The following is a 16649-nucleotide window of genomic DNA, read 5'->3' on the forward strand; positions in this document are numbered from 1 at the left end:
AAGATATTTTCAGATACATTTGGTGCTACATCCAGCAGCATTATTGAAGAATTCTTTTCTGTTGATGAAATTTCGTATATGCCAATTGAAGAACTGGTTGACTTTATCAGCAAAAAAGGTAAGGGGCCGCTTTGATAATCCTGATGAAATTGCAGCCACTCTTCAGAAAGCTGCAAGAAGTTCATACCGTCTTCCCAAAACGGTTACTCATTCAGTAAATCAGGTACTTGCTGTGTCTTTTTCGGCTATAAAAGCTTATAAGGAACAGCTCAAAATCTTTGATAAGGCTATTGAGGAACAAATTAAACTTATTCCTAATCCTTTAACCTCTATCAAAGGAATCGGCCCTGTATACTCTGCCGGAATAATAGCAGAAATTGGTGATATTCATCGTTTCAAAGATCATGCTGCATTAGCTAAATTTGCGGGTATTTCCTGGACAAAACACCAATCAGGAAACTTTACGGCTTCAAATACTAAATTAATTAAGTTTGGTAACCGTTATTTGCGTTACTACTTCATGGAAGCAACTAACAAAGTGAGATTGCACGATCACGAGTTAAAACGCTTCTATGAATTAAAATATAGCCAAACCCCAAAAACAGCTCATAAAAGGGCACTTGCATTAACTGCCAGAAAATTCGTTCGACTTGTCTATGCACTGCTGCATAGCAATCGACTTTATATTCCACCAAAAGGAGATTAATTTCCATTTGGTTAACCATATCCTACCATATTTACAAACTTACTTTGGTAGGCTTAATAGGTGATGCCTTTTTATGCTCAAAACCGGTAAAATATCATCAATATTTCTAAATTTATTTCCAATTTGGTATTGACATTTTACCGCTGGACTTTAAAGCACCAAGTTCTCTGAGTGTAGTGTTTAAAGACTCCAGATCATCAACATTCAATGTTTTAACATCCTTATTTATCTTTTTGACAAACCCTATTAAGGTCTTTCCTGGACCAATTTCCACAAAAGTGTCTACTCCATCATCAATCATTTTTCTAATGGATTCCTCAAAAAGAACAGGACTGCTAACCTGACTGACAAGCAAGTCTTTAACCACTGATTTATCTAAAATATATTCAGCTGTAACATTTGTTACTACAGGAATTTTCATATCATTAAACATTATTTTATCAAGTTCTGCCGAGAGTTTTTCCCCTGCTGGTTTTAACATACTGCAATGGAAAGGTGCACTTACTGGCAGCATCATAGCCCTTTTAGCTCCAGCTTCTTTTGCCAGTTCCGCAGCTCTTTCAACTGCTTTCACTTCCCCAGCAATAACTACCTGACCAGGACAGTTAAAGTTTGCAGGTCCAACTATGCCATCTGAAGCTGCGGTCTTACAGCATTCTATTACTTTTTCGTTATCCAATCCCAGTATAGCCGCCATTGCTCCAACGCCTACCGGAACAGCTTCCTGCATAAACTTCCCTCTTTTTCTTACAAGCGCAACAGCGTCTTTAAATGACATAGTACCTGCTGCTACATGAGCCGAATACTCACCAAGACTAAGCCCTGCTACAACATCAGGCTTGATTCCGTTTTCTAAAAGAGGTTGAAGACACGCTATGCTTGTGGTCACAATAGTAGGCTGTGTATTCTCGGTTATTTTTAATGTTTCATCATCACTCTCAAAAACCATTTTTTTCACATCAAAGCCTAAAGCTTCTGATGCCTGATTAAACACCTCGTCTGAAGCCTTATATGCCTCAGCTATTTCCTTTCCCATACCAACATATTGTGCACCTTGGCCGGAAAATATAAACGCTAGCTTTCCCATTTACTCCCCTCCATATTCATAAAGATTTTTTCTGCCTTCTGCTTTCAATACCAATTTTAATCTTTACTTGCTCCATTTTATCACTGCAGAACCCCAGGTCAAACCACCCCCGAAGCCAACCAAAACTAAATTGTCACCCTTGTTGATTTTACCGCCTCTATAAGCATCATTAAGACCAACAGGAATTGAAGCCGATGAAATGTTACCGTATTTTTGAATATTAGAAAATACTTTATCACTAGTAACACCTAGTCTTTTTGCTGCTCCCTCAAGTATTCTGATATTAGCCTGATGTGGAACAATAAGCTTAACATCATCCAATTTGAGACCTATCTCTTCTAACGCTTTATTTGTTCCATATTCCATTATCTTTACTGCAAATTTAAATACCTCACTGCCATCCATCCAGAAGACCCTTTTATCTTCTCCCTGCCTTTTTGCCGCCTCAGCTTCATTTACATAACAGCATGGAAGTGTTATATTATGGCCCATTTCTCCTACTGCTCCAATGCAAGTATTCAACACACCATAGCCTTCTTCTACAGGTCCAAGTACTGCTGCTCCTGCCCCATCACCGAAAAGCACACATGTATTTCTATCATTCCAATCCATCGCCTTAGTGAGAGATTCACATCCAACTACCAGAATATGCTTATACATTCCTGTTTTAATAAATTGCCCTGCAACAGTCATACTGTAAATAAAACCGGAACATGCTGCATTAAGATCAAAAGCAGCAGCCTTCTTAGCTCCAATCCCATTTTGGATCAAGCACGACATAGATGGAGTAAGATAATCCGGAGTCTCGGTTGCAACAATAATTAAATCCAGATCTTCGGCGTTTAAACCAGCATCTTCCAAAGCCCTCTTTGCAGCCTTAACTCCAATTTCATGCCCCGGTTCATTCTTTTCAAGAACTCTTCTTTCCGATATACCTGTTCTTTTAGTAATCCATTCATCCGTTGTATCAACCATCTTTTCCCAGTCAAAGTTAGTTAAAATCTTTTCTGGTAAACAGCTTCCAATCCCTAAAATCCCATAGCTACAAGTCTTGTTCAATGTCCTCAACCTCCATATTCACAAACTCATTTTTTATTGTTTCTACAATCCTGGTCCTTCCCAATATGTTTGCTTTTAATATTACATTCTTTATAGTCTTCATATTTGAATTACCATGGCTTTTTAGTACCAGACCATTTACCCCAATAATTAGGGCGCCTCCATTTTCATCAGGGTCAAGCAATTTTTTGACTTCCTTCATATCTTTCTTAAGCAATAGTGCACCAAGTTTAGTCTTAAGATTCTTATAAAAAACACCTTTAATCATACCAAACAAGAATGATGCCGAACCTTCTATAGTTTTAAGTGCAACATTCCCAACAAAACCATCACACACAGCAACTTCAGCCTTACCTCTGAAAATGTCAGTCCCTTCAATATTTCCAACAAAGTTTATATTTGACTCTTCAAGCAAGTTATGCGCCTGCTTGATAACCTCGTTCCCTTTCCCTTCTTCGGAGCCAATATTCAGAAGCCCAACCTTTGGATTTTCAATATTGAACATCTCCTTCATAAATATTGATCCCATAATAGCAAACTGCTGATAGTTGACTGGTTTACAAACTGTATTAAGTCCCGCATCTATAATTATGCATTTCCCGGTTTTTGTTGGTATTATGGCCGGGAAAGCTGGTCTATCCACGCCTTTAATCCTACCTAATATGAGCAATGCCCCAGTCATCAGAGCACCACTATTTCCACAAGAAATGAATATATCACCTTTTTTTTCTTTTAATAAATCAAAACCTACTACCATTGACGAGTCTTTCTTAGTCTTTATTGCTTTAGTAGGAGAATCCTCCACAGTAATAACTTCTGAAGCATGATGTATCTTAATTCTTGGGTTTAATAAGTTTTTCTCCCCAAGTATTTCTTCAATCTTATCTTTATCACCAATTAACAATATATCAAAACCTTGCGACTCATTAACTGCTTCAACACATCCTTTAACAATGTCTTGTGGTGCATTGTCCCCACCCATCGCATCTACTAATATAACCAAGAACATTCACTCCTACAAAAGTTTTGTCCGATAAAGCATCTTTTCACACGTTAAAAAAGCCTCAAATCTCATAAATATTATTAAAATACTTCCCTCTAAAACGCTTCTTTAACCGCATATTACGATTACCGCACCTAAATAAAATACTATGTCTCTCATATTTTTTCAAGGGATACCAGTATATATTTCCCCCGAAAAACTTCAACCTGCTTTTCTGTAATCTTCACCCATACTATATATTTATTGTCAATAGCTTTTTTAACTTCTGCTTTCGCAACAAGCTTGCTTCCTGCATATACCGGAGTTTTATATTTTATATTTGCAACACCAACCAGTGCAACATGCGCATCTATAACTGCTATCGCAAGTGACTCTGCCAAAGAATATATATAATGTCCCTGGATAACTTTAAACTTTTTAAAAGCCATCTTTTCGTTAGTTTCCAATATCGATATTCCACTTTTACCAAGGGAAATATCGACGAGTTCTCCAACAATATCCCCGCTTTGAATAGACTTTACCTTACTGTAATTTTCTTCTGCTACGTTCTTAATACGTTCCCGCAGTTCAGGAATACCCAATTCCAGTCTATCCAATCTAATAGTAGGTATACTTACACTAAATATTTCAGACAATTCTTCATCTGTAAGGAATGGATCCTGCTTCAATCTTTCTAGAAGAATAGACTGCCTTTCCTTTTTCATGCCTGATGACCTACTCATCAATCCACCTCTTGTTCGTTATGATAAAAAACTACCTCCCAAATACCAGCGATTTTTAACATCAAGCTTTCCAATCACTATGTTAAAAATGTACATCACCCTTTAAGGGCCGTTATACTTCGAATTTTATTCTTTAAAACCAATATCTTTTGTACTATTATATGCAAATAATTTTTAAATTATTACCTGGTACTAATTGCTGCTGATAAAAGTATATAATACAATTCTAAATTATGCAATATTTTCATGGTAATTTTAAAAAAATTATTTTATTCTGAACTCTATTAAAACAAAAAAACGCACCAGTCTACAGCATCTCGCCGTAATCTGGTGCGTTTATATTTTTTTAAAATATTCAGGAATTGTGGTCGATCACATTTGCATTCTTAACAATATAATCATAAGCCGAGTAAATGGTGGCAATAACTGCTAAAAACATTGCTATTTCGTCAAAAGGGAAATCAACCAACCACCTGATAGGATAATTCTTGAAAAGCATCGCAATTATCGCAATCATCTGTGTTATTGTTTTAATCTTTCCCCAACTACTTGCAGCAATAACTATACCTTCACTGGCAGCTACGAGCCTTAACCCGGTTATTATAAACTCGCGGCCTATAATAATAACTGCTACCCACGTTGAAAGATCTCCCCTTTCAACTAAGGCAATTAATGCTGCTGATACTAAAAGCTTATCGGCGATAGGATCCAAGAACTTTCCGAACTTGGTTATCTGCTTTGTCTTTCGTGCAATATACCCATCAAGCGCATCCGTACTTGATGCAATTATAAACACCAACGCCGCTACATAGTTTCCATAGTTATAAATAAAGTTGTTTATCCAAGTTAATTGAGGATTAATAAAACCCAACAAACTGCTATCCACAATCCACTGCGGAATAGGAACTATAATGAGCATAAAAACCGGTACAAGTAAAATTCTAAGTATAGTAAGCTTATTTGGAAGATTCATTTACAACCTCTCCTATTAAATCATATTCATCAATATTCAATATCTTAACCTCGACAAAGCTCCCAAATTCGAGAGGATCTTTGCTTGTAAAGTAAATCAAGTTGTCAATTTCGGGTGCCTCAGCATATGATCTCCCAGTGTAAAATAGTCCATCATCAGCTACACCTTCAACAAGTACAGTATAAACCTTATTTAGCCTTGCATTGTTTTTTTCCAAAACAATCTCTTTCTGCAACTGCATTATATCACTTAATCTTGACTCTTTAACACTCCTCTTAATCTGAGGCTTCATATCAAAAGCTAAAGTCCCCTCCTCTTTAGAATAGGGGAATACTCCCAACCTATCAAATTGGTGCTTTTTCACAAATCCATACAAAATTCTGAAATCCTTTTCATCTTCCCCAGGAAAACCTACAATCAAAGTAGTACGGATTACAATATCGGGTATCCTTTCCTTGAGCTTTGTAAGAAGTGCTTCCAGATTCTCAAATGTTCCTCTTCTACCCATGGCACTTAATATTTTGTCACTTGCGTGCTGAATAGGCATGTCCAAATATTTCAGAATTTTAGGGTTACTTGCCATTTCACTTATCAGGTTCTCGTCAATTTCCTCCGGATAACAATACAGAAGTCTTATCCATTCAATGCCTTCTATCCTGCAAATTTGCCGAATCAACTCAACAAGTTTTTTTTCATTGTATATATCTTCGCCATACCGGGTAATATCCTGTGCTACAAGTATTACTTCCTTGACTCCCTGTTTAGCCAAATGACCGGCGTCTTGTATTATGTCCTCCATAGATCTGCTGGTATATGGTCCTCTTAATGAAGGAATTACACAATAAGTACAACAGTTATCACAACCTTCTGCAATCTTCAAATAGGCATAGCCCTTCTTAGAAGAAAGCACGCGCTCCTCTTTCATATACTCGACATTGTACTCAAAATCAAGAAATAATCTTTTATCTTGAGGAGTTTTCGCTTCAGCTTCATATAGCTTATCTATAATTTCTGCTATTTGCCCATATCCTCCGGTACCAACAACAGCATCAACTTCAGGTATCTCTTTTAATATCTGCTCCTTATATCTTTGAGCAAGACAACCAGTAACAATAAGAAGCCTGCATTTATGCTGCTTATAACCTACCATCTCCAGTATAGCATTTATAGATTCCTCAATAGCAGACTCAATAAATCCGCAAGTATTTACAATAATGATGTCTGCATGCTTTTCATCCGGAGTAATCTCATAATCTTTTTTCTTAAGTGTCCCAAGCATTATTTCACTATCAACAAGATTTTTTGGACACCCAAGTGAAACAATACCTATTTTCTTCTTCAAGTTATACACCTCGAACCAGAATTTATTTGATTTCTATTTTAATTCACCACTAACCATTATTTACTTTTCAGCTTGAAATGTCAATTACTTTTTTAACCTCTCCTAAATAAAATGAAAGCGGCAAAAACGCTAAGGTTTGATGCCCCAAAGCTTTTATTTTATAAGTTCTTCGGGAATAAGCTTTTCTGCTTTGTCTATCAAATCCTCAATTTCACTCTTAAGTCTACTTATTTCACCCTCAAGTTCCTCTGGTGACACTCCAAGTTCTTTAAGTTCTCCCAATATTTCTTCCTTTTGCTTGTTTAATTGTTCCAGTCGTGCTTCAGCCCTAATTCTCATATTCTTTGCCTTATCAAGGTTTTCCTTGATTTGACTAATCTTCTTTTCATATTCAAGAGCCATCAATGAACCTCCTCATATTGCTTAATGATATCGCCCAATTTATCCTCACTGATTTTGCTATTACATAAAGGGCATTTTCCATTTTCCTTCAATAAATCTACATAAGCCTTAAGGTATTTTTCAATGTCCTCTTTATTGCTGTTAAGATAATTATTTCCTTCAATAATATTATGTACTATTGGATCATATTTGCTTCTTAAGGATTCCAATCTAGCACAAAGTTCCCTTTTATTATTGATTGAGCTGATAATGTCATTGGATTCAACTAAATCAACACTTTTCTTTAACAAATTATGTACTTTCATAATCTCCTGATCATAATCAACAAGCTTTTCCTTAATTGCAATAAGCCTTATCATTCTTATAATATTTTCCCCAATTTGACTAACTAAAACATCGGACTTTACAATATTTTTTGTACTGTCTATTATATCTGTAGCCTTTACCAGTTCATTCCCTATCTCTTCCAATATTCTATTAGCCTTTATCAAACTTTCATACCTATTGGTCTTTTCATTTATCTGTTTGAGCAAACTTATACCATCATTGACCTTGTCCGTATTTGCAAGAATATTTGACATTTCCGTAGATGCAAACGAATTATCCTTGTATCTGTTACGCAAATTGTCCATTGACCTTAACCTCATATAGCCAATTTCAACTTTTTTTAAAAGCATCTCGCACTCATCAAGTTTTTCCAGCCTTGTAAGCTCGTAAGCTGCTTTACTATACATTTGATTAATATCTAAAAGGCTGCCGTTGATACTTGTCAGAGTACTGATTCTATCAAGATACTCTTCTATTCTTTTAATATGATTTGAAGAAACTTCTATTCTGTCCTCTAGTAAGTCAAGGTATCTAAATTCATTAAGCTTTTCATCTACGCTAACCAATTCATCATTAATCCTGTCCCGTGTTTGATTCTCACGCCTTAAATCAGTTGCACTGTCACGGATGGATTTGTCAATTATATGGAGTCCCGTAAGCCGGCCTATTGCTTTTGCACGAACAGAACCTGATTCTGATATAAGGAATGGTCCTTCAAGCTGCCCCCCCATATTAATGCTTGAATTTATATCGGTATCCAGCATTACCTTTGGTATTCCATGTGCCTTTATAACCTCATGAGGTACCTCGTTTCCAAAACCTTCATACACATTTGAATTACCATCATTGTCTGATAATATGTATCTATTCTTGCTCGGAGTACGTTCCCTGGTTATTGTATAGCCGGTATTTAGCCAAAGAGTTACCCTGGCAAAGTTTGATCCCTGACGTATAAATTCGTTACCTCTTGGCTCATTATATAAAACCCACTTTATAGCCCTTATGACAGCAGACTTTCCATGGTCAGAAGGCCCAATAATTACATTTAGGCCATCATGAAAAGTAAGCTCTGTATTCTCATGCGATTGAAAATTTTCAATTAACACTTTGTTAATACAAATCATTCTTCCTCTTGCCCCATCGCAAAACTTTCCTGGGCAAGTGCTATCCTCCTTAAAGCTTCTTCTTTTACTTCCCTGCTCAAATCCTGGTTTGAAGCTATCTCTTCAACTATATTTGCAAGGTCAATTTTCTTATAATCCATCGATTCTGCAATTCCCTGATAGAATTGATGCAGTTTAAGGCTCCGGTCCTTAGACATCTCCAATGCTTCCCTGTCTAAAACCTCTTCCCCGGGTAAAGCAGACTTCAATTCTATTTCCTGTATAGTAATTCTATCTGTAAGCTCTACATATACTACTTTTGGCTTTCTTTCAATCTCTCCTATGCTGTTGGAAATCCTAACAACACTTCCAGGATTGACAAAATACTTGCTGTCGATGTGTTTTACCCCAAAGCCGCTGTGGTAATGACCTGCAAACGTAATATCAGCCTCTGTGTCTTTGAGATCGTCCAGCAAAGTATACTGTATTCCCTCGTAAAATGGCTTCTGAAGCAACATTCCATGGACAATATTTATTGCATAATCCACATTATTGTTTTTCTTTACTATATAATATTTTGCGTAATCCGGTCCATCAATATCGTAATTGTACGACTTCCCTGTAAGCTGTACACTAACCCCATCCTTTTTGAGCACAACCTCATCATTATCATTGAGAAGCTTTACAACTCCAGTTCCCTCTAGTATCCCCAACATGGTTCTGCTGACTGTTCCTGGATTATGTCCATATATATCATGATTTCCGGCAACCGTATATACTTCTTTTCCAAAGTTTTTTATAATTATTGCAAACTCTCTTACTATGGCAGGTGATATATCCGGCCTGTCAAACCAATCTCCTCCATGAAGAATGTAGTCAACATTCAGTTCATTTGAAATATCATATATTTCGAGAAACTTTCTTTTTAATGTCTCATAAAAGTTGTCTTTGCGATTCTTAGGAGTAGTCCCTTTTATATGGGTATCTGTAAAAAAGAGGAGCTTCATTTATTCTCACTCCTCCAATTCCGATCTTTGGTCATACTTCGCCATGTATTCATTCCACCATTTTTGATTTTGCAGGGTACTAAGCTCCCTGTCCAAATGCGAAGCGTCTCCTTCAACAACAACATGAAACTCGCCATTTTCATAGTCAACTATTGAAATGGACGTATTATCATACCACTTGATATTGACCATCCCCTCCAGATTACAGTAAAAAAAGTGGCACATAAGAGCCCGTATAGCAGTTCCATGCGTTACAATACATATGTTTTTGCCCTTGTTGTTGTCTATAATATACATTACTTCATTTTTAAGTCTTTCCTGAAACTCTTGCATAGTTTCACCATTTGGCATTCTGTGAATATGCGGCTCGTTTTCCCATGTATGGTATTCATCCGGCCAGATTCCGGGCAATTCATCCCATTTTCTTCCTTCCCAATCTCCGCCATTAATTTCTTTAAGCTTGTCAGTCCTTATGATTGGAAGTCCCTTAATATCAGCAATGTACTGTGCAGTTTGCATGGTCCTCTTCAAACTGCTTGAATAAATGACATCTATTTTTACATCTTTTAATCTTTCTGCAGCTTTTTTAGCCTGAATATGTCCCTTTTCAGTAATACCTGAATCCGTCCAGCCGTGAAAAATCCTGTAAAGATTTCCCTCAGCCTCTGCATGTCTGACAAAAATAACTCTGGTTTTCAATCCAGTAACCCTCTTTCATTATCTTTAGGCCTTAGTTTAACTTAAGTGTTCCTATTATATCATTAACATCATTAGTGTTATACATACCAAGATAATTTTGAATACCTTTTACAACATCCAAACACGCAGCAGGATTTACAAAATTAGCAGTTCCCACCATAACTGCTCTTGCACCAGCCAGCATAAACTCAACAGCATCATCACCTGTCGTTATTCCACCCATACCTATTACCGGTATCTTAACAGTATTTGAAACTTCATAAACCATTCTCACAGCAACAGGCTTTACTGCAGGTCCTGACAGTCCACCAAAATTGTTGGCAAGGATAGGCCTTCTCCTGTGAATATCAATAGCCATTCCATATAGTGTATTAATTAACGATATAGCATCAGCCCCTTCAGCTTCTGCTGCCAATGCTATTTCTTTGACATCAGTAACGTTAGGAGTCAACTTTACTATCAAAGGCTTTTTACAATGCTTTCTTACTTCCCTTGTTATCTCAGTTATTCCAGCAGTAGTGTTTCCGAATGACATACACCCTTTTTTTACATTAGGGCATGAAACGTTTAGTTCAACAGCATCTATATCCTCAACCGATAATATATCTGCCATCTCACAGTAATCTTCAAGAGTATTGCCTGCTATATTTGCAATAATCGCTGTATCAAACCTTCTCAAAAACGGGATTTCCTCTTTTATAAATGTCTTTACACCAGGATTCTGAAGTCCTACACTGTTCAAAATACCTGCAGGTGTTTCAGCTATTCTAGGAGGTTTGTTTCCCTGTCTAGGTTCTAAGGTAAGACCTTTGACTGAAATTCCTCCTATTTGGTTTAAATCCATATACTCACTATACTCTCTTCCAAATCCAAAAGTACCCGATGCAGCAATAACAGGATTTTTCAATTTTAAACTTCCAATCCGAACTTCCATTTTAGGCATGTTGTCAGTCATCAAAAATCACCTCATCACTCCAGAATACAGGTCCGTCTTTACACACATGACTATATTCCCAACCATCTTCCTTTTTCGTTTTACATGCGCAAACCAGACAAGCACCAATGCCACAGCCCATTCTTTGCTCCATGGAAACCTGGCATTTTATATTATTCTTATGTGCAATTTCAACTACTCTTTTTATCATTGGCATAGGTCCACAGGTATATATCATATCAAACCCGCCAGCTTCCAGATCATCTTCCAGAAGTTTCGTAACAAGTCCCTTATACCCCATGCTTCCGTCATCTGTTGATATATTTAAGAAGTCGCAATTTGATTCAAATTCGTCTAAAAGCACTGCATAATCTTTATTCCTAAATCCAATATACGCTCTTTTATCTGCACCCTTTATCTCTCTTAGTAAGTAGAGCAGCGGGAAGATACCTATTCCCCCTCCAACTACTGCAATTCTCTTATTTTTCCCATCGATATCAAAAGGAGTTCCAAGAGGGGCAATCAAATCCACTTCGCTGCCTACCAGCTTCTGGGACAGGTATTCCGTCCCTATTCCCTTTATTTGAAATACAATATCGAAAGTTCCTCTGTCCCTATCAACGTTACATATGCTAATAGGCCTTCTAAGCAGGGCATTTATCCCTTCACTGCATTTTACATTTACAAACTGGCCAGGTCTGGCATATCCAGATACATAATCGGACTTAATTGTCATTCTGTATATCGACTTTGCCACTTGTTCAATTTTTTCAACCTTTTCAATTAAAACCTTAGACATTTTATCCTCCGAAACAATAGTTTTTGTTTATTAAAAAATCTCAGAGACTATTAGTCCTACTAGATTTTGCACACTTACTTCTCAAATTCCCCAATTAAAAATCTAGGGGGCATTTAGCCCCACCCAATTTTACAACATTTACATACAATTTTTAATCAAAAACACTTAGGTTTAGAACTTCGAGATCTTTTTCTTCTTTTCCAAGCTTCAAGCATTCCAATACTGCCTTTGCTGTATCTAGAGAAGTCAAGCATGGTATTGATATTTCAACGGCTTTTCTTCTTATCTTGAATCCATCTCTTTCAGGCTTTCTACCCTTTGTTGGTGTATTAATTATCAAGCTTATCTTGCCTGACTGTATCAAATCAAGTATATTAGGCTCTCCTTCTTCAATCTTCTTTACTGCATTTGTGGCTATCCCCTGATTATTTAACATATTTGCAGTCTTACCAGTTGCATAAAGCTTATAGCCCAACTTTTCAAACTCTTCAGCTATCGGAATCAATTCAGTCTTATCAGTGTCACGGACAGTCATCAGTATACCTCCGCTCTTTTTAGGAAGCTTAATTCCTGAACCAACAATTCCTTTAAACAGAGCATCCGGAAAATTCTTTGCAATTCCAAGAACCTCTCCTGTTGACTTCATTTCAGGTCCTAAGCTTGTGTCAACATCATGCAGCTTTTCGAAAGAGAACACCGGAACCTTAACTGCATAGTACTCAGACTCTTTATATAGACCAGTACCATATCCGAAGTCCTTAAGCTTTCTGCCCATCATAATTCTTGTAGCAATATTAACCATAGGAATTCCGGTTACCTTGCTTATATATGGTACCGTACGGCTTGAACGCGGATTTACCTCTATAACATAGAGTTCATGATTATAATAAACATACTGAATATTTACAAGTCCTATTACATGAAGAGCTTTCGCAAGCTTCTTTGTAAAGTCAACAATCTTTTCTTTTAGCTTGTCACTTATCGAAAGGGAAGGATATACAGATATACTGTCCCCTGAGTGAACTCCTGCTCTTTCAAGGTGTTCCATAATACCCGGAATCAATATATCTTCACCATCGCAGATAGCATCTACTTCTATCTCCTTGCCCATCATATATTTATCTACCAGTATAGGATGTTCCTGCTTTACCCTTGTTATGATTTCCATAAATTCTTGTACATCCTTGTCACTGAAAGCAATCTCCATACCCTGCCCACCTAAAACATATGACGGTCTTACAAGTACAGGATATTTAAGTTCATTGGCAGCTTCAAGAGCCTCTTCAAGAGTGAACACCGTCTTACCCTCAGGTCTTGGTATTCCTATTTCCTCAAGCACGGCATCAAACTTTTCACGGTCTTCTGCAGCATCTATATAGTAGGGTTCTGTACCAAATATCTTTACGCCCATCTGATCCAATGCTTTTGTAAGCTTGATAGCTGTCTGCCCACCGAACTGAACAATAACTCCATCAACTTTTTCAGTTTCAACAATGTTTTCAACATCTTCAGCTGTAAGAGGCTCAAAGTAAAGTCTGTCAGCAGTATCAAAGTCTGTACTTACTGTTTCAGGATTGTTGTTGGCTATTATGGTTTCATATCCTTCTTCCTTTAATCCCCACACTGAATGTACAGAACAGTAGTCAAATTCAATACCCTGACCGATTCTAATTGGTCCTGAACCCACAACAAGCACTTTTTTCTTATCTGATCTTTTTGCTTCACATACCTCATCAAAAGTTGAATAGTAGTATGGAGTCACAGCTTCAAACTCAGCAGCACACGTGTCAACCATTTTGTAGGTCGCACAAATGCCAAGCTCCTTCCTTTTAACAAGTATATCTTTTGCGGTGCATCCCATGTATTTTGCAATAACCATATCCGGGAATCCCATCTTCTTAATCTTCTTAAGGGTATCCTTTGTCATATCTTCAAGTTTCATCGTCTTAAGCTTTTCTTCAGTTGTAACAAGATCCTTAATCTTATTTAAGAAGTATAAGTCAATCTTCGTTATTTCATTTATTTCTTCAATAGTAATTCCCCTTCTTATAGCCTCAGCTAAGACAAGGAGTCTTTCATCATTTATGTCCTTAATTTTTTCACGTATTTCACTATCACTAAAGCTCTTGTATATATCCTGCTCCAGTGTAAAGATACCCAGCTCTAGAGAACGCAACGCCTTCATTAAAGCCCCTTCAAAGGAACTGCTGATAGCCATTACCTCTCCTGTTGCTTTCATCTGCGTGCCAAGAGTTCTTTTTGCCTTAACAAACTTGTCAAACGGCCACTTTGGAATCTTTACTACAACATAGTCCAACGTTGGCTCAAAACAAGCATAGGTTTTTCCCGTTACTGCATTCTGGATTTCATCAAGACCATATCCTATGGCAATCTTTGAAGCAACCTTTGCAATCGGATAACCGGTTGCTTTTGAAGCAAGCGCCGATGAACGGCTAACTCTTGGGTTTACTTCTATAACAGCATATTCAAAGCTGGTAGGGTGAAGTGCAAACTGAACATTACATCCACCCTGGATTCCCAATTCGGAAATAATATTAAGTGATGCCGTACGGAGCATTTGGTATTCCTTGTCTGTAAGTGTCTGTGAAGGCGCAACAACGATACTGTCCCCTGTATGAACTCCTACAGGGTCAATATTTTCCATATTACATACAGTAATTACATTCCCCTTGCCGTCGCGCATTACCTCGTACTCAACTTCCTTCCATCCGGAAATACACTTTTCTATGAGTACCTGAGTTACCCTGCTAAGCCTTAATCCATTGCTTCCTATTTCAAATAGTTCCTCTTCATTGTACACTATTCCTCCGCCGGAACCTCCAAGGGTATAGGCAGGTCTAACAATTACAGGATATCCGATCAGGGCTGCAAATTCCATAGCGTCTTCTATTGTAGTTACTACCTTGCTTGCTATGCAAGGCTCACCTATTCTTTCCATGGTATCTTTGAATGCCTGTCTGTCCTCAGCCATCTTTATAGTTTCAGTTGCAGTTCCAAGGAGTTTTACTCCCTGCTCTTCCAAAAATCCCGATTCTGCAAGCTCCATTGCAAGATTAAGACCTGTTTGACCACCTAATGTAGGCAATATACTGTCAGGCTTCTCTTCTATTATAATCTTTTTGACTATTTCAGGTGTGAGAGGCTCTATATATACTTTATCTGCAATGTTTGTATCTGTCATAATTGTTGCAGGATTGCTATTTACCAATATAACTTCAATGTTTTCTTCCTTTAATGCACGGCAGGCCTGTGTTCCGGCGTAGTCAAACTCTGCAGCCTGACCGATAATAATAGGTCCTGACCCTATAACTAAAACTTTCTTAACATCATTTCTTTTAGGCATTTAATATCCCCCTTAAATCCTTCTACACGATATATTACTTATACTTATTCATTAACTCAATAAATTCATCAAAAAGATAAGCTGTATCTTTCGGTCCTGGTGATGCTTCCGGATGAAACTGTACTGTAAATACAGGTACATCCTTATATCTTACACCTTCTATAGTACCATCATTCATATTTCTATGGCTTACTTCCATCCTTGAAGCATCTAAGGATGCTTCTATAATCGTATATCCATGATTCTGAGAAGTTATATATGTCAAATCCTTCTCAAGGTCCTTTACAGGATGGTTACATCCCCTATGGCCGTATTTTAGCTTTTCCGTATCAGCGTTATTTGCCAGTGCTGTAAGCTGATGTCCAAGGCAAATTCCAAACATCGGCTTTTTACCTATAAGTTTCTTGATAGTATCAATTGTTTCTACACAATCCTTTGGATCACCAGGTCCATTTGACAACATTATGCCGTCAGGATTGACAGCCATAATTTCATCAACTTTTGCATTTGCAGGATATACATATACATCGCAGCCTCTTTTTAGTAGTGATCTGACAATATTTTGCTTGATACCAAGATCGAGCAGAGCCACCTTCAGGCCATCCCCTTTGTAATGTATAACCTCTTTTGTCGTAACACACATAACAGGATCTTTAATCTCATAAGCCTTGATTTCATCAATCTTGTCTTCTAAACTAAAATTAGGATCAGTTGTAATAATCCCTTTCATAGTTCCTTTATCACGCAGTATCCTGGTAAGAGCCCTTGTATCAATTCCCTGAATACCAATTATATTATGACGCTTAAGGTATTCTTCCAAAGTCTCTACAGACCTCCAGTTGCTTGGATTGTCACAAAGCTCCCTTACAATAAATCCCTTAACCTGAGGCTTGCCCGATTCAATATCGTCAATGTTAACACCATAGTTACCAATAAGTGGATACGTCATTGTAACCACCTGCCCACAGTAAGAAGGATCCGTCAGTACTTCCTGATAACCTGTCATGCCTGTATTAAACACGATTTCTCCAATTACTTCGCCTTCTATTCCAAAGTTTTCACCGTGAAAAATCGTGCCGTCTTCTAATGCTAGTATTGCTTTCATTAATTAACCACCCCATA

General features: G+C 37.4%; 15 protein-coding genes. 1 reads left to right on the plus strand and 14 read right to left on the minus strand.

What is annotated here, in order from left to right:
- Positions 1 to 97: 97 nt before the first annotated feature.
- The gene (locus ACECE_RS28775) at positions 98 to 706 is read left to right on the plus strand and encodes an IS110 family transposase (protein ID WP_010252053.1); all 609 of its coding nucleotides are present in this window, start codon (positions 98 to 100) and stop codon (positions 704 to 706) included.
- A gap of 112 nt (positions 707 to 818) precedes the next feature.
- On the opposite strand, the gene fabD is transcribed toward ACECE_RS28775, so the two are convergent.
- The 14 genes from fabD to ACECE_RS0224130 form a co-directional block, all read right to left on the minus strand.
- A complete protein-coding gene (gene fabD / locus ACECE_RS0224065) occupies positions 819 to 1793 on the minus strand; it encodes an ACP S-malonyltransferase (RefSeq protein ID WP_010252056.1) in 975 nt (324 codons plus the stop codon).
- A 63-nt stretch (positions 1794 to 1856) separates the two neighbouring features.
- Complete coding sequence (locus ACECE_RS0224070) at positions 1857 to 2852, minus strand: beta-ketoacyl-ACP synthase III (protein ID WP_010252059.1); 996 nt, start codon at positions 2850 to 2852, stop codon at positions 1857 to 1859.
- Complete coding sequence (plsX, locus tag ACECE_RS0224075) at positions 2836 to 3855, minus strand: phosphate acyltransferase PlsX (RefSeq protein WP_010252062.1); 1020 nt, start codon at positions 3853 to 3855, stop codon at positions 2836 to 2838. Before plsX ends, ACECE_RS0224070 begins: the two co-directional genes overlap by 17 nt.
- A 155-nt stretch (positions 3856 to 4010) precedes the next feature.
- Entirely contained in the window at positions 4011 to 4577 is a 567-nt protein-coding gene (gene fapR / locus ACECE_RS0224080; RefSeq protein ID WP_010252070.1) for a transcription factor FapR, read from the minus strand.
- Between the two features lie 355 nt (positions 4578 to 4932).
- Complete coding sequence (gene pgsA, locus ACECE_RS0224085; RefSeq protein ID WP_010252072.1) at positions 4933 to 5550, minus strand: CDP-diacylglycerol--glycerol-3-phosphate 3-phosphatidyltransferase; 618 nt, start codon at positions 5548 to 5550, stop codon at positions 4933 to 4935.
- Positions 5534 to 6892 carry a 30S ribosomal protein S12 methylthiotransferase RimO gene (gene rimO / locus ACECE_RS0224090; protein WP_010252073.1) on the minus strand — a complete coding sequence of 453 codons (1359 nt, stop codon included), beginning with the start codon at positions 6890 to 6892 and terminating at the stop codon, positions 5534 to 5536. The genes pgsA and rimO overlap by 17 nt, the downstream gene beginning before the upstream one ends.
- Before the next feature lie 153 nt (positions 6893 to 7045).
- Positions 7046 to 7294, minus strand: a complete 249-nt coding sequence (locus tag ACECE_RS0224095; RefSeq protein ID WP_010252075.1) for a hypothetical protein — start codon at positions 7292 to 7294, stop codon at positions 7046 to 7048.
- Positions 7294 to 8745, minus strand: coding sequence for an AAA family ATPase (locus tag ACECE_RS0224100; RefSeq protein ID WP_010252076.1), 1452 nt, complete (start codon positions 8743 to 8745; stop codon positions 7294 to 7296). The genes ACECE_RS0224095 and ACECE_RS0224100 overlap by 1 nt, the downstream gene beginning before the upstream one ends.
- Positions 8742 to 9731: a metallophosphoesterase family protein gene (locus tag ACECE_RS0224105; protein ID WP_010252078.1), complete on the minus strand. Its 990-nt coding sequence runs from the start codon at positions 9729 to 9731 to the stop codon at positions 8742 to 8744. Before ACECE_RS0224105 ends, ACECE_RS0224100 begins: the two co-directional genes overlap by 4 nt.
- Positions 9732 to 9737: 6 nt before the next feature.
- Complete coding sequence (locus tag ACECE_RS0224110; protein WP_010252080.1) at positions 9738 to 10430, minus strand: histidine phosphatase family protein; 693 nt, start codon at positions 10428 to 10430, stop codon at positions 9738 to 9740.
- 31 nt (positions 10431 to 10461) lie between these two features.
- Entirely contained in the window at positions 10462 to 11385 is a 924-nt protein-coding gene (locus ACECE_RS0224115) for a dihydroorotate dehydrogenase (RefSeq protein WP_010252082.1), read from the minus strand.
- Entirely contained in the window at positions 11378 to 12163 is a 786-nt protein-coding gene (locus ACECE_RS0224120; protein ID WP_010252084.1) for a dihydroorotate dehydrogenase electron transfer subunit, read from the minus strand. The genes ACECE_RS0224115 and ACECE_RS0224120 overlap by 8 nt, the downstream gene beginning before the upstream one ends.
- Before the next feature lie 151 nt (positions 12164 to 12314).
- On the minus strand, positions 12315 to 15527 hold the full coding sequence (gene carB / locus ACECE_RS0224125; RefSeq protein ID WP_010252087.1) for a carbamoyl-phosphate synthase large subunit: 3213 nt from the start codon (positions 15525 to 15527) through the stop codon (positions 12315 to 12317).
- Positions 15528 to 15561: 34 nt separating this feature from the next.
- Positions 15562 to 16632, minus strand: coding sequence for a carbamoyl phosphate synthase small subunit (locus tag ACECE_RS0224130; protein ID WP_010252089.1), 1071 nt, complete (start codon positions 16630 to 16632; stop codon positions 15562 to 15564).
- Between the last annotated feature and the right edge of the window lie 17 nt (positions 16633 to 16649).

The sequence above is a fragment of the Acetivibrio cellulolyticus CD2 genome (assembly GCF_000179595.2).
GTDB classification, from domain to species: Bacteria; Bacillota; Clostridia; order Acetivibrionales; family Acetivibrionaceae; genus Acetivibrio; species Acetivibrio cellulolyticus.